The sequence below is a fragment of the Mucilaginibacter sediminis genome (genome assembly GCF_051903035.1).
Lineage (GTDB): Bacteria > Bacteroidota > Bacteroidia > Sphingobacteriales > Sphingobacteriaceae > Mucilaginibacter.
Map to the genome: position 1 here is coordinate 1,947,555 of NZ_CP170602.1, position 22,824 is coordinate 1,970,378.

Below are 22,824 nucleotides of genomic sequence, written 5' to 3' on the forward strand. Positions count from 1 at the left end.
GTTAATATTACATAGCACATGAATATCCCCATTTATTTAGATAATAACGCAACAACACCGATGGACCCACGGGTTTTAGAGGCAATGTTACCTTATTTTACCACAAAATTTGGTAACGCAGCCAGCCGTAACCATCCATTTGGCTGGGTAGCCGAAGAAGGTGTTGATTATGCACGCGAGCAAGTGGCCAAACTGATAGGCGCAAACGAAAAAGAAATCATCTTTACTTCGGGCGCTACCGAATCAGATAACCTTGCTATTAAGGGTGTGTTTGAAATGTATAAAGACAAAGGTAACCACATTATAACAACCGTTACCGAACATAAAGCCGTACTTGACGCTTGTAAACACGTTGAAAAATTGGGTGGCAAGGTTACTTACCTGCCGGTTAAAGAAGATGGTTTACTTGACCTTGCCGTATTAGAAGCCGCCATGACCAGCGAAACTATCCTGGTATCGGTAATGTATGGCAACAACGAGATTGGCGTTATCCAGCCTATAAAAGAAATATCTGCAATTGCCCACAAATACGGCGCCCTGTTTATGACAGATGCTGTACAGGCAGTTGGTAAAATACCTGTTGATGTTAATGCTGATGGTATCGACCTTTTAGCATTATCGGCTCACAAAATATACGGTCCTAAAGGTGTTGGCGCATTATACGTTAGGCGTAAAGGACCACGTGTTAAAGTTACAGCCCAAATGGACGGTGGCGGCCACGAGCGCGGCATGCGTTCAGGTACATTAAACGTACCGGGCATTGTTGGCCTGGGTAAAGCCTGTGAGCTTTGCGGCCTGGAAATGGAAAGCGAAGCTAAACGTTTATCAGCTTTACGCGATAAACTGGAAGCTGCTTTAACCGTACTGGAAGAAAGCTATGTAAACGGAAACGTTGAGCACCGCTTACCACATGTTGCCAATATATCATTCAAATACGTGGAAGGCGAAGGCTTAATGATGGCGATGAAGGATTTAGCTGTGTCATCAGGCTCGGCCTGTACATCAGCTTCGTTAGAGCCATCGTACGTACTGAAAAGCTTAGGCTTATCAGACGACCTGGCACATTCATCAATCCGTTTTGGTTTAGGCCGCTTTACTACCGAAGAAGAAGTTGATTACGCTGTTGAAGTAACCAAAAACTCGGTTACCCACCTGCGCGAACTTTCACCACTTTGGGAAATGTTTAAAGAAGGCATCGACCTTGACTCCATTGAGTGGGCAGAACACTAAATAGATATGCAAATGTGCAGATTTCAAATGTGCAGATGCCTTAACTGATAAAATAATATACGAGTAGAATTTAATCACTAATTCAATAACTCACTAATTCAATAATTAAAAAAATGGCATATTCAGATAAAGTAATCGATCACTACACTAACCCCCGCAATGTGGGCACTTTGGATAAAAGCAGCCACAAAGTAGGTACCGGCTTAGTTGGTGCACCTGAATGCGGCGACGTAATGCGCCTGCAAATTGAGGTGGATGATAACAATGTTATCACCGATGCAAAATTTAAAACCTTTGGTTGCGGTTCGGCAATTGCTTCTTCGTCTTTAGCTACCGAGTGGTTAAAAGGCAAAAGCATCGACGATGCAATGAAAATTGACAACATGGATATTGTTGAAGAACTGGCTTTACCACCGGTAAAAATTCACTGCTCAGTACTGGCAGAGGATGCCATCAAAGCAGCAATCAACGATTTCCGCGTTAAAAACGGCTTAGCGCCGATTGAAAGCGAAAAAGTACACCACTAATTTAGTAGTAAGTATCAAGTAGTAAGTATCAAGATGTTTTTGATGCTTACCACTTGATACCTGACAACTGATTTAATGATACTGAAAGTAGTAACTTGTTTGTTAGACAATCAAATCTTACTACTTGATACTTACTACTTGATACTAAGACAATGGTAACTGTAACTGATAAAGCAAAAAGTAAAATAGAACACCTGATGCAGGATGGCGGGCTTGATGCTTCGTATTTTCTGCGTGTTTCTGTACAGGGTGGCGGTTGCTCGGGTTTATCTTACAATTTGGATTTTGATAACGAAGAAAAAAAAGGCGACCAGTTTTTTGAAGACCAGGGAATCCGTATGGCTTTGGATATGAAATCGTTCCTGTACCTTGCCGGCACCGAGCTTGATTTTAGCGACGGCCTTAACGGTAAGGGCTTCAATTTCCATAACCCTAACGCCAGCCGTACCTGCGGCTGCGGCGAAAGTTTTTCTGTATAAAATTTATACTTTATATATAAAAGAGGCTCCTGATTGGGGCCTTTTTTTGTTTTGAGGCTTTTTTTAAAAACGGTTAAAAAATAGATGAACAAACCGGCATTACTGAGCTAAACAATCAAAAATAAACGACTGTCATCCTGAGTAGTAAAATTTCGCGAAATTCTGAAGGAGAAATGACATACAAAAATAAAAGACTGTCATGCTGAGGTACGAAGCATCTATTGGCGAACTTTTCTATCGGTCATGCACAGCTGATAGATCCTTCGTGCCTCAGGATGACAGGAAAACCGAACTTACCATGGGTAGTTGCAAATTTTGCGAAGTTCAGGAGGGAAAGTGGTGTATATCGCATGGCGGCGACGACTCACCCCGACGAGGCTCCGCCCGTCTGCCCCTCTCTCCGACTGCGTCGCATAGAGGGGCGGAGAAAAAATAAAAAATGAGCTTCACCCTCTTTGCGGCGAAGCCGGAGAGAGGGTCGGCCAGCGCAGCGTAGCCGGGGTGAGTCGTAGCCAGCGTTCAAAGCCAATGTTTCTCAACCCTCTTTGCGGCGAAGCCGGAGAGAGGGTCGGCCAGCGCAGCGTAGCCGGGGTGAGTCGTAGCCAGCGTTCAAAGCCAATGTTTCTCAACCCTCTTTGCGGCGAAGCCGGAGAGAGGGTCGGCCAGCGTAGCCTGGCGGGGTGAGTCGTAGCCAGCGTTCAAAGCCAATGTTTGTCTAAAACCCAACAGTTTCATTAAAGTATAAAAATTAAGCGCTATAACGGGGATTATAACTAACTTGTGCAGTAAATCTATTAGCTTATCCCATTATGTCGCTCCTAATTAAATTATCCTTCCTGTTGCTATTTGCCTTCAAACAAACAGATTATAAAGCAGATATAGAAATCATTAAAGCTTCAAGAGCCGCTTCTAATACGGCTATTGCCAAACACGATGTCGACGGTATATCCAAATACTGGCTACCCGATTTTACGCAAACCATAGGCAGGGGAATTACCACCACCGGCAAGGATAGCATAGCCGCAGGCTGGAAACAGCTATTTAAAATCAACAAGACCGTTGCTTATGTACGTACTCCGGTAACCATTACCGTAGGCGACAACGGCATTATGGCCTGGGAAACCGGCACTTGGGTAGCCACAAACTCCTACAGCAAAGGCGGCAATTACTCGGCCATGTGGCGTAAAATTGATGGTAGCTGGAAATTACAGGCGGAGTTGTTTGTATCGTTAAGGAAACTGTAAAACAAAAGAGGCTGTATCCGGGATCTTCAATCTCAAATCTCACATCTCAAATCTATCATAGCGTACGCCGCCGGTAGAAGCGGCGCCAGGCTATCCACTCATACTGCACAAGGCCTTATTCACGGGCCGGTATCCGTTTCTATCCTTTACGCGAGCTGCGGGTATACAAAGACACCCGGATGAAATTAACATCCTGGTGTTGCATATTTATTCAGCGAAAACATAGTAGTTACAAACTACAAGCATAGCCGTTCAGAGACATTTGAACAGCGAAAGACTACGGGCAACTGGGTTACCATTTTAAGCCACCCGGGGGAGGATTTAAATAGAGAGAATAAATGAAATTAAAGATTACAAATAATATCATCATAACTACTCCCAATGTTCCTACTCGGTTTCTTTTTGGTGGCCAACTATCGAATTCCTTAACGTAGTTCTTCCAGCGGTCGTCTTTTTCGAAAATAAACCATTTCATGACAAGTAAAACAATAAAAGGAGCTAAACCAACGAAACTAAAAAGAGCAATATGCGGGTGAATATTAAAAAAATAGCCACAATAAAGTGCAATTGCAAACACCAGCCAGACTTCTATACCGAACATACAGATCAGTGCTTTCATTTTCGTTGGGAATGGCCCGGCAGCACCAAATGCCCTATCAATTTTAAGCCACATTCTATATAGAATGTAAAAAAAATAACCGTATAGTTGCTTTATGCTCATAAGCTCTTTTATTGTCGGTAAGAATCATTAATATTTTATGTAATTCCACAGTTTTATCTTGAATTCCATCAAGTGCATCCCGTCGTTGCCATTACTTTCAAAAACTTTAATAAATGCCATTAAGCATGTAACGGGTATATTTCTTTAAATTCCAGTCCTGTAAAGCCTGATTTTTTGTACAAGCTGTAAAACTCGTCGCCGCTGTCTTTAACGCCGGAATATGTTAAAACATCTATTCTCGATGTTTCCGGGATTTTGAATAATGATGACTCAGAGATCCCATGATGAAAGGAATATTGGAGTATTCTTCCTTTTGTCCCGTCATCATAAATATCCCAAATGGTTTTATCATGATCAATTATATTTATGCATTCCAGTACGTTTAGAGCATATAGCGTGTTCCCTGTTTCCATGGTTAACGGTAATATTTCACCCGCCATTTCAAAAAGCGTAAGAAGTTCACTATCGTAAACCTGCTGATCAAAAACCAGCGCTCCGTTGACGCCGCAGTAAAAGTTCTTCGCTTTCGTTTTAGGATCAAAAATATACCAGCGGATTTTACTTAGCTCATCATTTCTTCTTTCGCAGTCAAAAGATAATATACTTAGTATATCATTTTCTGACACCCTTGGCATAACCCATTGAGTATTATTACTTTCTACAACTCGATATATTGTCATTTTTTATTTAGGAAATATCTCATTTAAAAGTGCTTGTTTTATTTTATCTAACTCAGTACCCGCTTTACCTCGTTGGGCATTTAAAAGGCGTTTATTAATATCATCATCGTAATTTCTTATGTGTAATGTCGAATGCGTCATTGCAGGAGGAATTGCATATTTCGACCCGCTCAGCAAAAACACACCGTTTACCGATTCATTGGCAGCCGAAATCAACGAATATTTTTCCAATCTATAGTATCGTGATCTTCATAGTAATTAGCAATAGACTCAATATCATGAAGGATCGGCTCCGTGGTTATGTGAACACTTTCTAAATATTTCAGGTACTCCTTATGCGTTGAAAAGCCTTTTTCTATTTTTTTTCCAGGGATTATGACATACCAACCTTCCTTAACATAATTTCCATGAAGAAGTGAGTTAGTGTAATATACTATAATAACGCTTCTTATAATATTCGCTTTCTTAATATTAAAAAAACCTGTATCTCCGTCTATACCATCCAAATTCATGCCCCATCCCGACTCCTTAGTCACAATAACTGCTTCATAAGGTTTAATGAATGGCAATCTGGCCGAATCCCATTCTCCTTTTTCGGTATAAAATTCATCCACATTGGATTGTTTATGAGATACCTGTGTACAGGAAAATAATGACAAAATTATTAAAAGAAATAAAAAAGTTATTTTCATAGTTTGTTATCATACATTATCTCCCTGAAACCGCCCCACGCTTGCCGCGTGTCTCCAAATTGTTTAGCACAATTATTATCGCTTACAAAAAAGCCAGGCACAGATAGTTATAGTATTTTGTATAAAGCTACAATCATTCCCTTAACATTAATCATCCTTATTAATTATCAACGCACACACAGCCCGGATGAACTTAATATATCAGGGCTTAAAAGATTGCATGGCATAGCGTTTACCTATCAGCGGGGCACACGCGACACGCGTGCGCCAGCGGAGGGGCTGAGAAACCTTTGCCGTAGCTGAGTCAATGCCACTACTGCGTATATTGGGTTAAATGATAAAGATATGCCCTTTTGTCAAAATATTGGTAAAAGTAATAATCTGTATACATTTTTGATTTGAGTTCAGGATTTAGGGTAATTCGCCTGTCTAACTCTTTCAAAGCAGATTCTTTTCCCTCTGTTAAAGGCATCACCAGGATAAAACCTCCTATGAAATTTGCATCATTGGGGTGAATTGCCAAACTGTCGGTAAAACTTTGTCGTGCTAATTGATATACCTTTTTTGCAGAATCTAACATACCCATTTTCTCAAATACCTCCGCTTTTGTTGTGATTATTGACGGATAATTTTTGGAGAGCATCAAGGCTTTATTATAAATAGTAAGTTCTTTTTTATAGTCATGATTCCTGTCATAGGCATTTGCTAAATTTATATAAGCGAGTAAATAGGTAGAATCACAATTTATTGCCTGGGTAAAAAGGTCAATGGCCCTTAACAATCCGTTTTTTCCATTCATAGGATAATTCATCATATACCCGGTTCCTTTGTTATTTAGTTGTATGCATTCGGATGGAGATAGTTTCATTTGTTGGCCATTACAGGAGCAAAACGAAATTGTTAGGTACATGCAAAAGGTAAATGAGATTTTCATAATTATTATTTTGTAGTAATTGCGATTGTAAATTTAAATAGTCGGTCCCCTCATTATGCCCGGCGAGAGAATAAGGTCCTACTGATATAAGCACATTAATGCCAAAGTTCCCGAAGCCTGCGCATGCCTGCCGCGCGTGTCCAGATTGTTTAGCACGATTATCGTCGCTTACAAAAAAGCCAGGCACAGTTATAGTATTTTGTATAAAGCTACAATCATTCCTTAACATTAATCATCCCTATTAATTAATCAACCCACAAAAAGCCCGTATTGAAGTTAATACATCAGGACTTAAAAGATTGCTTAGCAAAGCGTTTACCTATCAGCGGGCCACACGCGACACGCGTGCTCCAGCGGGAGGAGAAAAATTGTTTCAGAACTATACTAAATATGTAAGCAAGGCCAATCGGATAGGCGTGGAGAAAACAAAAATACGTCATTTTAATAAGATCAAACTTTTAGAAAGTATTACATATCTTATTAAGGAGACAGGTCTCAGTCGTTTGGAAGAGGAGTTAAAAGCCCTTAAATCATTATATAAATCCGAATTTGAATAATTGTAACTGGTTATAACCGGTTACCTGTATTTGGTGTCGTGCAATTTTGTCTATTATAAAATTATAGCAGGATGAAAAAGCAAGTAGGAGATACCAAAAAACAATTCAACAATTCTCAGTTAAAAAAACGGTTTATGACGAGCATCCACACAATGACTCGGGTAACAAGATCCTTTCGGCCATTTACTTATTATTGAAAATAGCCATATGTATTCATGAACTGTTTTTTTGAAATTGATGATTTACTGAGCTTACCCCTCCTCCTTGGCGCAGTCTTGTGTTGTGGACATTGAGCGATGGCGGACTTGTGACTTTCTTAGTCTGAAAGCTCTGGCTCTATGAGGTGAATCGTCATAAAAAAGTTCCCCATACTACAAGTCAGCCAGCCACACCCAAATGCACAAGCGCCAAAATTGGTTGAAACGGACGCCCTGGCTCATGTGTCAGCATGCCATGCCTTTAGTAAGATTAACGATATTTGTTGTTAACCTTATGCTTTTGAATTACTCTTTCGCTCCCGTTAAAAATACAAACTCTTGGATGAAATCAAACATCCGGAAGTTGCATATTTATTACTTAGCATGGCATTTACCTAAACGCGGGCCACAAGGCTGGAACCTTGCGGCAGCGGCGGTGGGAAGAAGTTAATTCTTTAATAAATTATGGATATAAATAATATATTTAAGGAATATTATGATGAGAAAAATGGATTTGTCTTTTTGGATACCGGCAATTTTGGCCGCATTACTTACATCTGGCGGTGCAGCGCTGGGTCTTTACACAGGATACCAAGCTTATAAAGAGTCAAATGAGCAAAAGGCAAAAGCTGCGAGTATTAATGCCGAACATAAGCTTTTATTGGAGAAAAACTATGATAAGGCTTTAAAAATAAATGCTGATTTAACGGAAGCAAGTCAACAACTAAAAGTTCAAACAGATGCTACAATGCAGGTGCTATTAAAGCAACAGGATGCCAGCAATTTACTTACTGAGCAAGCAGCAAAAATATCGTCACTCTTGACAACTACACAAACAAATTTAGACAAGGCTAACAAGACGTTATTTGAGTTAGAAAAAAATAAGTACCTTTTAAAAGATGTTCGACTTTTATACACTATTACTTATGATTTTTCGCATGCTAACAATCTAAGACTTTATCAAAATAAATTTAGTCTCGAAGATGCACTTGGTTATGTAAAACATAGAATATTAACTGGCGCATTAGAATCGCGACGCATGAAACCAAAGGAAACCTCCATCATGGGTATTGTTGCTAATGGGCAAGAGATAAGGTTTAAAGACGGCCCCCTAACGTTTTATTATGCAAGGGTAACACCGCAGGATACGACTGTTCTATGGGTAGAAACGATTTCTATTCCAGGACAACCAAATCCATTCTTGCAATTTTTACCATCAGTTAATAAAGGACTGTTACTATTCCAAAGACAAGTCAACTACACAATACTTGGTGGAGCAAAAGCTGTCAACGTTCAACAAGCGGAAATGCTTATGTCAATTATGAATCCAAGTGATATTGAACTTGAAAGAGGGTTATTTGATTTTCAGCGAAACACTTTGACTGCCAATGTTGTGGCCTCGTTAGTTAGACGAGAGAGTAATAATTCATTCCAAAGCTTAATTGATTTGCAGAATAATTATTTGGTACTAATTGCAGGAAACGGAATTACATCAAATGTATTCAATGTTAATCTACTCTATGGAGACAACTATTCTAGTCATGTAGCGCTAGATAAATATTGCATTTACAAAGGGTTAGCTCATGATGATTTTCAATTAGTCATTCATCCTTTATTTAATTGATTTGTTATTTATCTTTAAAAAGTAAACTTCAAAAATTTTGAAAATCGACAAGAATCTTCAAATTCCGCCCTTGTTGGTGTTCCCCACCGCACTTTGTTGGAGTTGTCTCCCAACAAACTTGTGGACCGTTACTACCTTGTAATAACCAAACCCATTGGCCCGTTGTTGTTATCGTTATCAATCGGCAAGTCATCGTTTAAAAGAAATTGGCATACGGCTTACGTTTTAACGAATTTACAACGGAAAGCGAAACGAACGCTCTGGTTCTATTCCTCTATAATTTCAGAAGGAATAAAAGTTTTCAGGACTTTCTTCAACCTTTCATTTTCAATAATTGCGAACTTCCAATTCATCTGCGCTTTATGTGATGCTGCAATTACAACTTTCTTTGAATTGATAGCAAAAAAGCCAGTGGCTTCATCAAAATTAACGTTACCAGCACCAAACCCATTGGCAAGAGCTGATTTTCGAAGTGCATTTGTTTGTTTCTGATCTTCAGGTTTTGGAGCAACTTTTCCGGTATCCTCTTTAAATTTCATTTGAAGTATGTTTTCACTTGCAAATTTCACATAACTGCTATCGTGAATGGTTTTTAAAGGATGAAAGTCCGTCAAAGTTGGCGGGCCAACTTTGAATTCAAAATCAGCAGAATTGAATGTTCTCTTTAATAACATGATCATTTGCTCTTTTGATATGATCTTGAACAAGCCGGGATTAGTATATTCCATTGCCTTTTCGAAGTTCTTATCGGCAACAAACTTTGAATAAGCATTAAATTGCTCCTTAATTCGAATCTCTGCATCTTGGGCCTTTACTTTGGATACAACAAAACATGCAAGAATCAAATAAACGAAAATGTGTTTTTTCATATTATAAAAGAAAGTACAGGTAAATATAGAGGGATAATTATGTACGTCCCTAACACTTTTATCTTTTTCCAAATACTTCTGCCATGCGATGCAATTGCCTAACGCTTGTAGTTTCCGCCCAAAGCTGGCGAATGCGTGCCGCGTGCGTCCAGATTGTTTAGCGCGATTATCGTCGCTTACAAAAAAGCCAAACACAGTTATAGTATTTTGTATAAAGCTACAATCGCTCCTTAACATTGATCATCCTGATTAGTTAATTAACATTTAAAAAACCCGGATAAACTTAATATATCTTGACTTAAAAATTTATTAGCAGAGCGTTTACCTATTACATTTGAGGGTGGATATGTTGTGCCAAAAAGATAGACTATGGATAATTTAATCGATTATGCTGATTTTAAAAAAGACATTGCAAATGGTTTTTCAGAACTTATTAGTGAGTTTGATTTAGAGTTAATACTCATTAGGAACGGCTTATATATCTTAAGAGGGAAAAATTGTATTTTGAAATTTACTTTTGATCGCGGCGATGTGTTTTGTGAATTTAAAAAAACATCGGATGATATCCATACGTTAGGTTACGGAGTATTTCCAGTTTTAAAATTTCTTCATTCTGCTGTCAAAATAAATATTAGTTATGATCCTGGATTACAATTGCTTGAATATGCTAAAGTGATTAGTGAGCACCTGAAAAATGTTCTTAACGGAGACTTTTCCTGGCTAAATGAATTTTTAAATTCGGAATCGGAATTGAACAAGATAATGGGTTATATTTTGGAAAATTTAAGTTATCATCATCCAATAAGTAAAAAAATGCGGAGCGGCGATGAGTCTTGGAAACAAGATTTTCAAAAATATATACAAGAGAACAATATTGAATTATCGTAAGCCAAGGTTGGTTATGTATCCTGCTCCAGCTACCGCAAAGTCTTTCCGCTGCCGCAAGGCCCATTGCTTATCAAAGCCTTAACCTATCAGCGGGGCACACGCGCCAGCAGTGTTTTTTTTCAGAAGCTATATCTTTGCAAAGTCAACAGTGCTTGCAAAAATTTCTTTAATTTTATCTCTCAGCACGGGATGTTGGTATTTGTTAATGAATTGTTGCCAATCATTTTGCAGGCAGAAACCATATCCTTTGCTCCCTTTTGTATACTTTTCTTATCCCGAACCCGCGTTAATAAAAATTTGAATGAGGTTAAAAACTATTGATGCGTCATCATTAACACCGGCGGAAATGCAGGGTTATTTGCACTATGCCATTGCACCCCGGCCTATATGTTTTGCATCCACCATTAATAAAAACGGCGAGGTTAATTTAAGTCCGTTTAGTTTTTTTAATGTGTTTAGTATCAACCCGCCGATATGCGTTTTTTCGCCGGCAAGCAGGGCGCGGGATAACACCACTAAGCATACGCTTGAAAACGTTTTGGAAGTACCTGAATGTGTAATTAATATTGTGAACTATGATATGGTTCAACAAACCTATTTAACCAGTATAGATTACCCGAAAGGAGTAAATGAGTTTTCGAAAGCGGGGTTTACTGAATTGGCTTCGGAGACGGTAAGACCACCCAGGGTGGCGGAATCGGCCGTTCAATTGGAATGTGTAGTGAATGATGTGATATCGTTAGGAAAAAAAGGAGGAGCAGGTAATTTGGTTATTGCAGAGGTAAAACGGATTCATATCAATGAAGATATTTTGGATGCTAATGGCCAAATAGACCCTCATAAAATAGATTTGGTGGCTCGTTTAGGCGGAGATTGGTATTGCAGGGTAACCAGCGATAATTTATTTAAAATTGCCAAACCAATAGATAATGCCGGAATAGGTATCGGCGTAGATGCTTTCCCTGAAGAAGTTAAAAACTCCAGCGTACTAACCGGGAATAATTTGGGGTTATTGGGGCTTGTTAAAACGCTGCCATCCGATGAGGAGGTAGAAGCCTTTAGCAAAACCGATGAAATGAAAGAACTGCTTGACGCCACCACCGACAGCCACACCCGCACCTTACGCCTGCATTTAAAAGCCAGGCATTTGTTAGATAACGGCCGTGCAATGGATGCCTGGAAAGTGTTGCTGATGTAGCTGATTTATTGAGCTTGTCATTTCACCGAAGCTGGACCTGGCAGCCAAAATCAACGAATATTTTTCCAATCTATAGTATCGTGATCTTCATAGTAATTGGCAATAGATTCAATATCATGAAGGATCGGCTCTGTAGTTACCAGTAAAGCCTAAGGTCATTTCCCCGGTTCAAAAATTCCGTTTTGGTTAAAAATATTAACCTCCGGTTGTGTACCACCCCGTACCAGGGTGTTTCAGGGTGTACCAGGGTGTTTCACCCCGTACCGGTACACACACTTTAACACTAAAAACTACCTTATCTTAAAAAAGTTCCCCTTATCATCAAGTCAATAGTTCGCATTCAAACGCAGCTCACCTTTCGCTAAAATGACACTCTGAAGGAACGACAAATCGGCGAAAGACTTACGAAGTTTAAAAAACTTCGTAAGTCTGGGATACCGAAATGATTTCAATACGCCCCTGGTGTATTTTTAAAACATATCCGCTGCTTCCACACCTTCTGGTACAGCTTGCTCTACGCTCCAGTGCTCGGCTATTTTACCGGCCTCAGCCCTAAAGATCTGGTAAAATACAAACCCCTTCCCTCCTCTTTTAAATTGCGATTGAACCACAACAAAATCACCCTCGGCAATAACGCGGTGAATTTTCATTTCGCGGTTATGGTCGGTCAACAGGTATTCATCCAATGCTTTACCAGTGCTTATAACGGCGGGGTCATGTTCTGTATAATTAACCTTAAGCAATCCAACGGGCATCTTTTTATCCAGGATTGCCTGGTAAAATGCATTTACCACCTGCTTGCTATTTTCTGCAGATGCGGCAGTATCAATTTCGGCAGTGCCGTTGGATGCGGTGATGGTTAGCCCGGTTTGGTCGGGTATTTCCTGAATGGCATCCCAATGCCCTGCCAACATCCCGTTTTCGAGTTCGAACAGATCGATAACAACCATCCGTTTGCCCATGAATTGAACATCAAGGTGGGTAACCACCATATTACCTTCCTGTATGGCCCTTACAATGGGCGATTTGGCCCCTTCAGGCGGCGGAGGCAAGGTTTTAAGGTAATTGATCATCCCGGTAATACCGGCCCTGCCCTGGGGAACTGTTGGATTGTGCTGCTTATAGTTTTCCAGCACAAATTCGGGGATAAGTTCGGCCTTGCGCTGGCCAACAATCAGCTTATAAAATGATAGTACTTTTTGTTTATTGGTTAGGGTATCCATAGGAGTATTTGCTTTGGCAGGGCCAAACGCGCATAAAATAATGCAGCATATGCCCATTGCCGGTAAGTTTGTAATTTTCATTACGAATGATTAGAAATATAAAAATTGAAACGTATTTAACACTTACACTGAGAAATCAGCGCTTCCGGGAACCTGTATGAACAGGCCGGGCATTAGGCTACCCTTTGTTGATATGTGGTTGAAGTAATTATGGAGTAAAGATAGCGTTTTGGACAAAGTACGAAACGCTTTTGGACAAAAGATTTTCAGAAAGGAATCAAGGATAAAGCCAATGACTAATGACAACGTAGCGAATGACTAATGACTAAAAAACTTCGGGTACTTTGTAAAACCGGTTATCGAAATTTACGAGGAATAACTCGGTTGTTGCCCGGGTAACAGCGGTATAAAACCAGCGGAGAAAATCCATATTGATCATTTCGTCGGTTACGTAGCCCTGATCAACAAAAACTGCGTCCCACTGGCCACCCTGGGCTTTATGGCAGGTGATGGCATACGCAAACTTAATTTGCAGGGCATTATAATATGGATTTAGCTTCAGTTCGTTGTGCATGGCCCGTTTGTTGGTAAGGTGGGAGTAGTCTTTCATCACTTCCTCGTAAAACTTTTTTTGGTTTTCCTGCGATAAAGCCGGGGAATCGGCATACAGGGTATCCAGCAATATTTTACAATCCAGTACCGGGTCTTCGGCATAGTCAATAAATTCTATCTGCACATCAGCAAAACGGAAACCGTACATTTCTTCCGTCCGGCGCACTTTACGGATGCGGGCAATATCGCCATTGGCAATAAAATCGGTACTATTTTCCTCGTTATCCTTGAGCCAGAAATAGTTGTTTTTAACAATCATAATCTGGTCGCCGCCGGTTAGCTCCTCTTCCCGGTACAAAATCCGGTTGCGGATCTGGCCATTGTACAGGTTGGCGTTTTTGTTCGACCGGCAGATGATGAGTGTTCTGTCGTAGCCGTATTTCCGGTAGGCGTATTCAAGTCCCTCGGGCAACCGTTCGCCTGTCATCCTGAAAACGTCTTTATAGCCCTTGGTCACAATTTTAGGGGCAACCGCTTCATCTTTCCTGATCAGGTCGCGAATTTCAGTCGCGTTAAATAATATCCCCGAGTCCTTTTGCTGGCGCAATACATCGGTCAGCTCATATTTAAAAATAGTGAGGCCGAATTTATCCTGCATAATTTTTTCGCTCAGGGCCGGGCTGGTATCTGAGCCCACCGGCGGCAACTGGGCAGTATCACCTACCAGCATCAGCTTGCAGTTTTTATCGTTGTAAACGTATCTGAGTAAATCAAACAACAATGAAACCCGGCCACCTATGGATTCGTCGCTGATCATGGATGCCTCATCAACAATAAACAAAGTATCGCTTGACAGGTTATCGGCAATGGCAAAGCCATCATCAAGCGTTAAGGCAGCCTTTTTACGGTAAATGCGTTTGTGAATAGTAAATGCCTTTTTCCCCGAGTAATTGGTGATCACTTTAGCTGCCCGGCCTGTAGGCGCCAGCAGCACCGAGCGATAATTATACTGCTTGAGCGCTTTTACCAACGCCCCCACTATGGTAGTTTTACCGGTACCGGCGTAGCCCCGCAATATAAAACACTCATCACCTTCGCGGCTTTGCAAAAAGGTATGCAGGCGGTCAAACAGTTCCAGTTGCTGGCCGTTGGGGGTATGCGGAAATGCTTTGCGGATATGATCAATCACTGTCACCCTGCAAAAATGCTGATAAGTAATTGAAAAACCCTTAGCCATATTAAAAAGCTACGCAGATTAGTTATAAATTTGGCCATGGAATTTGAGGAATACAAGCAGGAAGAACAGGGCGAAGAAGACTACGTAGATATTTATTCGCGGAAGGCAATTTTTGGCTTTGCAATTTTCAGCACAATGTACGCAGGTGTGTTATTAATTATCAATTTATGGGTTGCGGGATATAAGCAAATCATAAGCCAGGTAGTTCTTTTTATTTTAGGCTTCTCATTTCTGTCACGTTACCTTGTTCAACTTTTAGGGTTTAAAATAGATGTTGTAGCATTGCAAAAAACAATCGCAGCAAAAAAACAGTTTACTAACGAGCAGATTTTGCAGTTATCAGCTATAACTGCCATACAAATGGGACTCAACGTTATTGCAGGCTTGGTGCTTACCCGTTATTTTTTCAAAAAGTACTTTCCTGACGACGACTATTACCCAAGGCCTATTTATAGACCTGTGATCATTTTTATCATCCTTATCCTTTTTTTGGGATTTATATTATAAGCGTCGTGTTTTCTACAAGCATTTATGTTGCCTCCTATATGGTATCTGCTAAAAAATATTACTTTTGTTTAAACCGGCATGAGCGAATATAACTACAATTACCATGATGATGACTTTAGCCTTGATAAGGCGCAAGGTTATACTTTACTGATACAAATTGATAAAACAACGTTTACCTACGCTGTAACCGATCAAAATAAGCTGATTGCGGTTGCCGACAATCACCCGCTGGATGAATTAAGTAACCCCGAAGAACTACTGGACCTGTTATCGGCAAATTTTAAAAATGTAGTTATTGGTTTGCCTGCAACCGGATTTTCGCTGCTGCCACAAACCGTTTTTAACCCGGACAAACTTACCGACCTGGCCCGTTTCCTGGATGTGAAAGCCGACGAAAAAGTACTATCGCAACCGCTTGATAGCCGCAATGTCATCATTTATAAAACACCTGAAACTATATTAAATGCCGCCGACGAATTTGGGTTACGCAACACGGTATATACATCAAAAGGCTGGTTAAATGCTTTGGCCCGTAACCAGCCCGGCGACAGAGACCTGTACGTAAACATTAATGGCGGTACTGTTGAAATTGCCAACTTCAATTTCAGCAAACTGCGGTTTTACAACACGTTTGAATTTGCCGGCGAAGATGAACTGGCTTATTTTGTATCATTGGTAACTGATGAGTTAAACCTGCAACCTGCCTACACTTACGTTTACATTAGTGGAGATGTTGATTCAGGCGACAAAAACATTACCCGCCTGGCCGAGTTTTTTGGAAAGGTTGAGGTGAATACCACCAAAATTCTGCAAACCCCGCTTGAAATTGAGGGGCATAAAATACTGTCACTTTCTGCCCTGTCATTATGCGTATCATCGGAGGCACTTTAAGAGGATTAAGGCTTAATCCACCAAAAAATCTTCCGGTGCGCCCTACTACCGACCTGGCCAAGGAAGCACTTTTTAATATCCTTTTAAATCAGATAGAATTTGAAGGAATCAAGGTGCTTGATCTTTTTAGCGGAACCGGCAATATCTCATTGGAATTTGCCTCGCGGGGAGCAGCCGAGGTGATATCTGTAGACAGGAGTATTCATTGCGTTAACTACCTTAAAGATACATCGCGCCAGCACAAGCTTGACCAGGTAAAAGTGTATAAGGAGGATGTTTTTAAATATCTTCAAATGGAAACCGAGCAGTACGACCTTGTTTTTGCGGATCCACCGTATGACCTAAACAAGATCCCCGAGATACCGAAAATAGTTTTTGAGCGGAACATACTGTTACCTGGCGCTTTGCTGATTGTGGAGCATCAATCGATGCAAAATATCAGCCAGCACCCGGCATTTGTGGAGCAGCGAAAGTATGGACATTCATCGTTTTCGTTTTTTAGGAACAAAGCCGACGAACAAGCTTAATCAACTCTCAGAATAGTCAAAGCAGTTTCCGCAAAAAGCTTAAGCTTTTCGTCATCTGCATTGGTAATTATAGCGTCAACCTGGTTTATATCGGCAAATTTCAAATAAGTCTCATTGTTTATTTTACCGGCATCGCATAAGATATACGTAAAGGCACTTTGGTTGATATAAGCCGATGTTATTTCTGCTTCCAATTCACTGTTTGCAAATAAACCGTTTGGGGATATGCCGTCAACCCCTAAAAAGGCCTTACGGGCCCTGTATCGGCCAATATGTTCGTTTGCTACCCTGCCGTGTACAGCCTGCCTTTTGCTGTCAAACTCTCCGCCTATTATATTCAGGGAGACCTGGCAGTTTTGCAATTCATAAATAACAGGCAAGGAGTTAGTTATCACTTTTATTTTTTTATTTTTTATAAACTGGCAAAGCCTGAAAACGGTACTGCCGCAATCCATAAAAATAATATCTCCGTCGTGTATATGTTCGGCAGCTTTGCGGCAAATATTGTCTTTAGCACTTGAATTTTGTGCCGCCTTATTTACAAAATCCTGTGGTTTTGCCAAAGGATCAACCTTCATGGCGCCACCATGGGTACGATAGAGTAAGCCGTCGCTGGCAAGTTGGTTTAAATCGCGGCGGGCGGTTATCTCCGAGATGGCGAGAGTTGCTGCCAATTCTTTGATATCAACCTCGCCGGTGCTGTTTAGTTGCTCGAGTATTTTTTGTTTTCTTTTTTGAAAGTTCATTTAAATAACGTTCATTTGTTCAAAAATAATCAAAATAGATCAAAAACAATCAAGTAAGATGAATAAAATCAGAATATTACGAACAGAGATTCTCTCCAAGAATTGGTATACACTCAATAATGTAACGTTTGAGGCTATTAGACAAGACGGATCGGTACACCTGCTCACCCGTGAGGCTTATGACAGGGGCAACGGCGCGACTATATTGCTCTACAATACTGATCTTAAAACTGTGATACTTACCCGCCAATTCAGGATGCCTACCTACATTAATGGCAACCACGACGGGATGCTTATTGAGTGCTGCGCGGGGCTGCTGGATGAAAACAACCCGGAAGATTGCATCAGGAAAGAAACAGAAGAAGAAACCGGCTATAAAATAACCAATGTAAAAAAGGTATTTGAGGCTTACATGTCGCCTGGATCGGTAACCGAAATACTTTATTTTTTTGTAGCCGAATACACGCCCGATATGAAAGTAAGCGGCGGCGGCGGCCTGGATGAAGAAAATGAAAACATAGAAGTATTGGAATTGCCGTTTACCCAGGCTTTAAACATGATCAACACCGGCGAAATAAAGGACGCCAAAACAATAATGCTTTTACAGTACGCGCAACTAAACAACCTGGTATCATGACAAGTAAACCCCTAATCATTTTAATTGCAGGCCCCTATCGCTCAGGCACAAATGACGATCCCGAACTGATGGCCAATAATTTAAGAAAGATGGAAGAAGCTGCACTTCCTATTTTCAGGGCAGGGCACATTCCGGTAATAGGCGAATGGCTGGCACTGCCCCTGTTAAAACAAGCAGGATCAACACATCCGGGCGATGAAACTTATCAGGAAATATCTTACCCGGTATCGCGCCGTATACTTGCTAAATGTGATGCCATTTTAAGGATACCCGGCGAATCAAAAGGAGCCGATGGCGATGTACAAATTGCCCTGGAGCAAGGCATTAAGGTTTATTATAACCTGGAAGATATTATTGCGCTTTAAATTCAACCGCGTGCTTAAACTTTAAAAATCATTGCTACTTTTGGTATAGTATTAATACCATTCTACTATGAAGATCGCCCTTTTCCCAGGTTCGTTTGATCCGGTTACCAAAGCACATGTGGATATCGTGAAACGCTCTGTTGGCCTGTTTGATAAGCTTTATATAGGCGTTGGTGCAAATAGCAGTAAACAAGGATTATTGAGTATAGAAACCCGGGAGCAAATGTTACGGGCTGTTTTTAAACACGACGACCGGATACACATTGTGGCTTACGAAGGACTAACCGTAAATTTTTGCAAAAGCATCGGTGCTGCCTATATGATCAGGGGCATCCGTACAGTATCTGACTTTGAGTACGAAAAAGCGATAGCTCAGATGAACCATGCATTAATGCCTGACATCGAAAGCATATTTATAGTAAGCAAGCCGGGCTATTCGTCTATCAGTTCAACCATCGTACGCGAAATTATGCGTCACCATGGCGATGTGGCCCAGTTTATCCCTTCAGAGGCATTAGCTTATTTGTAGCCAGCTTTTCTTTGTGCAGTACATCCAATATAGATGGAAAAGTATTGTCAATAATAGGCTCAATGTGTTCTTTTTCAAACCAGCGTACATCGGTAATGCCTTCTTCTTTTTGGGGCTTCAGTTTCTCTTTACCCTTGCAATCCATTTTAAACCAGTGTGTTTTTTTCAGCACTATTTCTCCGCGGTTTATATATACGTGGTAGGTTTTACAAATTTTCTCATTAAGCCTGCTTACTTTAATACCACACTCCTCTTCTACCTCGCGCACGGCGGCTTCCTTAACTTTCTCGTCTTTCTCTATTTTCCCTTTGGGCAAATCCCATTTATCATTACGGTAAATAAATAAGTAATGGCCCGCGGTATTCTTTACAAGGCCACCTGCAGCCTCAATAACTGTAATGCTTTTTTTAACAGATTTTAAAAATTCTTTAACATTATTACATTTAATGTAGAACAGCTTTTTGGGGTTGGCCAGTATCCAGGTGTAAATTATTTTAAGATCAAATGACTCTGCATCAAGCTTTTCGTATTTTTCTGATCCATGAGGTTCTGATTCAGTTAGCAGGATAACCTTTTCGTTAATATAAATTCTGTATTTTTGGGCCATGTTTAATAATAATGAGATAGAACAGCAGGTTGCCGAGTTCCTGCTGCAAATTAAAGCAATTAAATTACAACCTAATAATCCTTTTACATGGGCATCAGGATGGAAATCGCCTATTTACTGCGATAATAGGGTAACGCTCTCTCATCCTTCAATCCGCACCTATATCAGGCAACAATTAACTGTTATTATCCAGGAAAAATTTGGCAGTGTTGGCTGTATTGCAGGTGTCGCTACAGCGGGCATACCACAAGGCGCCCTGGTAGCACAGGAAATGGGCCTGCCATTTATATACGTGCGCGCCAAAGCTAAAGAACATGGTACAGGCAGTTTAATTGAAGGCGATGTGCAAACTACCACCGGGAAAAGGGTTGTTGTAATTGAAGACCTGATATCAACCGGAAAAAGCAGCCTGCAAGCGGTCGACGCTTTAAAATCAGCCGGATTTGAAGTTGCGGGCCTTGCCGCCATTTTTAGCTACGGTTTTGATATAGCTACAGAAAACTTTAAAAATGCAGGTTGCCCTTTTGTAACGCTATCAAACTACAACGCACTGATAAAATACGCCGAAGCAAATCAATACATCAGCGAAAAAGATGTGGCCTTATTAGCGCAATGGCGAGAAAACCCATCTGCCTGGGGCCAAATTGCATCGAGCTAAAAAATAGTTTTGAGTTATGAGTATTAGGTTGCGAGCTTCATTGTTCCATCTAAAACTTATAACTCTCCACTCAAAACTTAAAACCTCTTATGAGTACATTTACCAGCGCCATCAGCATAAACAAGCCTATAAACGAGGTTTACAACTACCTGGCCGATTTTAATAATCACCAAAAATTAATGCCGGATAGCATACAGGAATGGGTGTCTACCACCGATGAAGCCAGTTTCAGCATACCCAATATGGCCAAACTATCATTAAAGATAGATAGCCGCGTGGTAAACCAGGAAATTGTAATTAAACCGGCAGCTAAACCACCCTTTGCTTTAGAACTAAAATGGTCGTTATCCCCAAATAACGACCAAACAGATATTGTTTTTACTATTAATGCAGAGTTAAGCATGATGCTGAAGATGCTTGCTTCCGGGCCCCTGCAAAAATTAGCCGACCATGAAACGCAAAGTTTAAAAGGTATATTAGCCTAAATTTGCGCTGGCGTTTAACGGGTATTAATATACCTTGCGTTTTTGTATATTGTTGAAAGCTATTACTACGTTGATAATAATTAAGCTAACTATTAGTGCTCCCATGACTGTTAAAAATTAAATTTTAATTAATATATAATAATATAGTCAAAGGTTGTTCCATAGGTTCATGATCTGGTAAATTATGATATTTAACGTATGAATCAGCCGTTTAGTTTCAAGCACGCAAATATTTTGTGCAATTGCATCCACGGTTGCCAAAAAAAATGGGCAAACAAATTCTTCCCCATTTCCCCAATCCTTTACACAAACATAATATCAGCTTAATTTACCATAAACGAAGTTTTTAGCTTATTTTTGCGCCAAATTACAGGTGCAGCATGATCACGGTATCCAATCTATCTTTACGTTACGGTAAACGTACTTTATTTGAAGACGTTAATCTTAAATTTTCTCAGGGCAATTGTTACGGCATTATTGGTGCTAACGGCGCCGGTAAATCAACATTTTTAAAAATTCTTTCGGGAGATATTGACCCTACCAGCGGTTCGGTAAGTTTTACTCCCGGTGAACGAATGGCAGTATTAAGTCAAAACCATTATGCTTTTGACGAATTTACAGTACTTGAAACCGTAATGATGGGCCACAAGGAAATGTATGCTGTAATGAAAGAAAAAGATGCAATTTACCTTAAAGAAGATTTTACTGATGCCGATGGCGAACGCGCCGGCGAACTGGAAAATCTTTTTGCCGAAATGGACGGCTGGAATGCTGAAAGTAATGCTGCCACCCTTTTAAGCAACCTTGGCATAAAGGAGGAATTCCATTACAACCTGGTAAAAGACCTGGACAACACCCAAAAAGTACGTGTGTTACTGGCACAGGCTCTTTTTGGCAAACCCGACATTTTACTATTGGATGAGCCTACCAACGACCTGGACATCCATACAGTAAGCTGGCTGGAGGATTTTTTAGCTTCATACGAGGCTATCGTTTTGGTAGTATCGCACGACAGGCACTTCCTGGATACCGTGTGTACCCACGTGGTAGACATCGACTTTGCCAAAATGACCATTTATACCGGTAACTATACTTTCTGGTACGAATCGAGCCAGCTTGCGCTGAAACAACGTTCTGACCAGAATAAAAAGACGGAAGAGCGGGTTAAAGAACTGCAGGAGTTTATCCGTAGGTTTAGCGCCAACGCATCAAAATCAAAACAGGCCACCAGCCGTAAAAAGGCGCTGGATAAAATTAATATTGATGAAATCCAGCCATCAAACCGTAAATATCCGGGTATCATATTCAACAACCTTGGCCGCGAAGCCGGTGACCAGATATTGCAGGTTGAGAATCTAAAGAAATCGCTTAACGGCGAATTGCTGTTTAACAATATTAGCTTCACTGTTAATAAGGGCGATAAAATTGCCATATTATCACAAAACAGCCTTGCAACAACAGCCCTTTATAACGTATTAACCGGCAGGGACACCGATTTTAAGGGTACATTCAAATGGGGTGTTACCATAAACCCGGCAGATATCCCTATTGATAACGCCGAATACTTTAAAGGCAAAGATGATAACCTGATTGACTGGCTGCGCGAATATTCGCCGGGCGAAAAGGACGATCAGTTTATCCGCGGATTTTTAGGTCGGATGTTATTTTCGGGCGAAGAGGTATTGAAGAAAAGTAATGTACTATCAGGAGGGGAGAAAATGCGTTGCATGTTTAGCCGCATGATGCTGCAACAAGCCAACTTACTGATGTTTGATGAACCAACCAACCACCTCGACCTGGAATCCATCACCGCCCTTAATAACGGCATGAAAGACTTCAGGGGCACCATACTGTTCACCTCACGTGACCATGAGCTGGTTGAAACCGTAGCCAACCGCATCATTGAATTAACACCTGGCGGTTATATTGATAAGCTGATGACCTACGATGAGTACATTAATAGCCCGGTAGTTCAAAAACAACGCGAGGAGCTGTACGCAGCAGTTTAAAAGGCAGAAAG

At 40.6% G+C, this 22,824-nt stretch carries 26 protein-coding genes; 16 read left to right on the top strand and 10 right to left on the bottom strand.

The annotated features are described in order from the left end of the window. The first annotated feature begins 18 nt into the window (after positions 1–18). The 4 genes from ACFGVS_RS07590 to ACFGVS_RS07605 all read left to right on the top strand — a co-directional run bounded on the left by ACFGVS_RS07590 (position 19) and on the right by ACFGVS_RS07605 (position 3,480). Positions 19–1,230, top strand: a complete 1,212-nt coding sequence (locus ACFGVS_RS07590; protein ID WP_274212855.1) for an IscS subfamily cysteine desulfurase — start codon at positions 19–21, stop codon at positions 1,228–1,230. 113 nt (positions 1,231–1,343) lie between these two features. Beyond that, positions 1,344–1,757 carry a Fe-S cluster assembly scaffold IscU gene (gene iscU / locus ACFGVS_RS07595; protein ID WP_147059619.1) on the top strand — a complete coding sequence of 138 codons (414 nt, stop codon included), beginning with the start codon at positions 1,344–1,346 and terminating at the stop codon, positions 1,755–1,757. 152 nt (positions 1,758–1,909) lie between these two features. After that, the gene (locus ACFGVS_RS07600) at positions 1,910–2,236 is read left to right on the top strand and encodes a HesB/IscA family protein (protein ID WP_090646922.1); all 327 of its coding nucleotides are present in this window, start codon (positions 1,910–1,912) and stop codon (positions 2,234–2,236) included. A gap of 809 nt (positions 2,237–3,045) precedes the next feature. Then, positions 3,046–3,480, top strand: a complete 435-nt coding sequence (locus ACFGVS_RS07605) for a YybH family protein (protein ID WP_439698112.1) — start codon at positions 3,046–3,048, stop codon at positions 3,478–3,480. Positions 3,481–3,772: 292 nt separating this feature from the next. On the opposite strand, the gene ACFGVS_RS07610 is transcribed toward ACFGVS_RS07605, so the two are convergent. The 5 genes from ACFGVS_RS07610 to ACFGVS_RS07630 all read right to left on the bottom strand — a co-directional run bounded on the left by ACFGVS_RS07610 (position 3,773) and on the right by ACFGVS_RS07630 (position 6,387). Further along, on the bottom strand, positions 3,773–4,201 hold the full coding sequence (locus tag ACFGVS_RS07610) for a hypothetical protein (RefSeq protein WP_439698113.1): 429 nt from the start codon (positions 4,199–4,201) through the stop codon (positions 3,773–3,775). Between the two features lie 119 nt (positions 4,202–4,320). Next, a complete protein-coding gene (locus tag ACFGVS_RS07615; RefSeq protein ID WP_439698114.1) occupies positions 4,321–4,881 on the bottom strand; it encodes a hypothetical protein in 561 nt (186 codons plus the stop codon). 3 nt (positions 4,882–4,884) lie between these two features. After that, the gene (locus ACFGVS_RS07620; RefSeq protein WP_439698115.1) at positions 4,885–5,112 is read right to left on the bottom strand and encodes a hypothetical protein; all 228 of its coding nucleotides are present in this window, start codon (positions 5,110–5,112) and stop codon (positions 4,885–4,887) included. After that, a complete protein-coding gene (locus ACFGVS_RS07625; protein ID WP_439698116.1) occupies positions 5,094–5,573 on the bottom strand; it encodes a hypothetical protein in 480 nt (159 codons plus the stop codon). The genes ACFGVS_RS07620 and ACFGVS_RS07625 overlap by 19 nt, the downstream gene beginning before the upstream one ends. Positions 5,574–5,886: 313 nt before the next feature. Continuing rightward, a complete protein-coding gene (locus ACFGVS_RS07630) occupies positions 5,887–6,387 on the bottom strand; it encodes a hypothetical protein (protein WP_439698117.1) in 501 nt (166 codons plus the stop codon). Positions 6,388–7,757: 1,370 nt separating this feature from the next. Between ACFGVS_RS07630 and ACFGVS_RS07635 the strand changes: the two genes are divergently transcribed. Then, positions 7,758–8,885, top strand: coding sequence for a hypothetical protein (locus tag ACFGVS_RS07635; protein ID WP_439698118.1), 1,128 nt, complete (start codon positions 7,758–7,760; stop codon positions 8,883–8,885). A 266-nt stretch (positions 8,886–9,151) separates the two neighbouring features. Here ACFGVS_RS07635 and ACFGVS_RS07640 read toward each other — a convergent pair whose 3' ends face one another. Continuing rightward, positions 9,152–9,754, bottom strand: a complete 603-nt coding sequence (locus ACFGVS_RS07640) for a hypothetical protein (RefSeq protein ID WP_439698119.1) — start codon at positions 9,752–9,754, stop codon at positions 9,152–9,154. Positions 9,755–10,123: 369 nt separating this feature from the next. On the opposite strand from ACFGVS_RS07640, the gene ACFGVS_RS07645 reads away from it, so the two are divergent. Then, positions 10,124–10,642 carry a hypothetical protein gene (locus ACFGVS_RS07645; protein WP_439698120.1) on the top strand — a complete coding sequence of 173 codons (519 nt, stop codon included), beginning with the start codon at positions 10,124–10,126 and terminating at the stop codon, positions 10,640–10,642. Between the two features lie 301 nt (positions 10,643–10,943). Further along, entirely contained in the window at positions 10,944–11,840 is an 897-nt protein-coding gene (locus ACFGVS_RS07650; protein WP_439698121.1) for a flavin reductase family protein, read from the top strand. A 470-nt stretch (positions 11,841–12,310) separates the two neighbouring features. Here ACFGVS_RS07650 and ACFGVS_RS07655 read toward each other — a convergent pair whose 3' ends face one another. Together ACFGVS_RS07655 and ACFGVS_RS07660 are read right to left on the bottom strand one after the other, a co-directional pair. Then, positions 12,311–13,144 carry a nuclear transport factor 2 family protein gene (locus ACFGVS_RS07655; RefSeq protein ID WP_439698122.1) on the bottom strand — a complete coding sequence of 278 codons (834 nt, stop codon included), beginning with the start codon at positions 13,142–13,144 and terminating at the stop codon, positions 12,311–12,313. A gap of 244 nt (positions 13,145–13,388) precedes the next feature. Further along, the gene (locus tag ACFGVS_RS07660) at positions 13,389–14,852 is read right to left on the bottom strand and encodes an ATP-dependent DNA helicase (protein WP_439698123.1); all 1,464 of its coding nucleotides are present in this window, start codon (positions 14,850–14,852) and stop codon (positions 13,389–13,391) included. Between the two features lie 36 nt (positions 14,853–14,888). Between ACFGVS_RS07660 and ACFGVS_RS07665 the strand changes: the two genes are divergently transcribed. The 3 genes from ACFGVS_RS07665 to rsmD all read left to right on the top strand — a co-directional run bounded on the left by ACFGVS_RS07665 (position 14,889) and on the right by rsmD (position 16,777). Then, positions 14,889–15,359: a hypothetical protein gene (locus tag ACFGVS_RS07665; RefSeq protein WP_439698124.1), complete on the top strand. Its 471-nt coding sequence runs from the start codon at positions 14,889–14,891 to the stop codon at positions 15,357–15,359. A gap of 78 nt (positions 15,360–15,437) precedes the next feature. After that, complete coding sequence (locus ACFGVS_RS07670) at positions 15,438–16,250, top strand: DUF3822 family protein (RefSeq protein WP_439698125.1); 813 nt, start codon at positions 15,438–15,440, stop codon at positions 16,248–16,250. Then, positions 16,226–16,777, top strand: a complete 552-nt coding sequence (gene rsmD, locus ACFGVS_RS07675; RefSeq protein WP_439698126.1) for a 16S rRNA (guanine(966)-N(2))-methyltransferase RsmD — start codon at positions 16,226–16,228, stop codon at positions 16,775–16,777. The genes ACFGVS_RS07670 and rsmD overlap by 25 nt, the downstream gene beginning before the upstream one ends. On the opposite strand, the gene ACFGVS_RS07680 is transcribed toward rsmD, so the two are convergent. Beyond that, entirely contained in the window at positions 16,774–17,523 is a 750-nt protein-coding gene (locus ACFGVS_RS07680) for a DeoR/GlpR family DNA-binding transcription regulator (RefSeq protein ID WP_439698127.1), read from the bottom strand. The genes rsmD and ACFGVS_RS07680 overlap by 4 nt on opposite strands. Before the next feature lie 58 nt (positions 17,524–17,581). Here ACFGVS_RS07680 and nudK point away from each other — a divergent pair, with 58 nt between their 5' ends. The 3 genes from nudK to coaD all read left to right on the top strand — a co-directional run bounded on the left by nudK (position 17,582) and on the right by coaD (position 19,054). Then, positions 17,582–18,160 (top strand): GDP-mannose pyrophosphatase NudK, encoded by a 579-nt coding sequence (gene nudK / locus ACFGVS_RS07685; protein ID WP_439698128.1) that lies wholly within the window; start codon positions 17,582–17,584, stop codon positions 18,158–18,160. Then, the gene (locus tag ACFGVS_RS07690; protein WP_439698129.1) at positions 18,157–18,525 is read left to right on the top strand and encodes a DUF4406 domain-containing protein; all 369 of its coding nucleotides are present in this window, start codon (positions 18,157–18,159) and stop codon (positions 18,523–18,525) included. Before nudK ends, ACFGVS_RS07690 begins: the two co-directional genes overlap by 4 nt. Before the next feature lie 67 nt (positions 18,526–18,592). After that, the gene (gene coaD / locus ACFGVS_RS07695; protein ID WP_090646857.1) at positions 18,593–19,054 is read left to right on the top strand and encodes a pantetheine-phosphate adenylyltransferase; all 462 of its coding nucleotides are present in this window, start codon (positions 18,593–18,595) and stop codon (positions 19,052–19,054) included. On the opposite strand, the gene ACFGVS_RS07700 is transcribed toward coaD, so the two are convergent. Continuing rightward, positions 19,023–19,661 (bottom strand): NUDIX hydrolase, encoded by a 639-nt coding sequence (locus tag ACFGVS_RS07700; protein ID WP_090646854.1) that lies wholly within the window; start codon positions 19,659–19,661, stop codon positions 19,023–19,025. The genes coaD and ACFGVS_RS07700 overlap by 32 nt on opposite strands. On the opposite strand from ACFGVS_RS07700, the gene pyrE reads away from it, so the two are divergent. From pyrE to ACFGVS_RS07715, 3 genes are all read left to right on the top strand, one after another. Beyond that, positions 19,660–20,319 carry an orotate phosphoribosyltransferase gene (pyrE, locus tag ACFGVS_RS07705; protein WP_090646850.1) on the top strand — a complete coding sequence of 220 codons (660 nt, stop codon included), beginning with the start codon at positions 19,660–19,662 and terminating at the stop codon, positions 20,317–20,319. The genes ACFGVS_RS07700 and pyrE overlap by 2 nt on opposite strands. A gap of 89 nt (positions 20,320–20,408) precedes the next feature. Next, entirely contained in the window at positions 20,409–20,804 is a 396-nt protein-coding gene (locus ACFGVS_RS07710) for an SRPBCC family protein (RefSeq protein ID WP_274212842.1), read from the top strand. 380 nt (positions 20,805–21,184) lie between these two features. Then, positions 21,185–22,813 carry an ABC-F family ATP-binding cassette domain-containing protein gene (locus ACFGVS_RS07715; protein ID WP_439698130.1) on the top strand — a complete coding sequence of 543 codons (1,629 nt, stop codon included), beginning with the start codon at positions 21,185–21,187 and terminating at the stop codon, positions 22,811–22,813. Positions 22,814–22,824 lie beyond the last annotated feature (11 nt).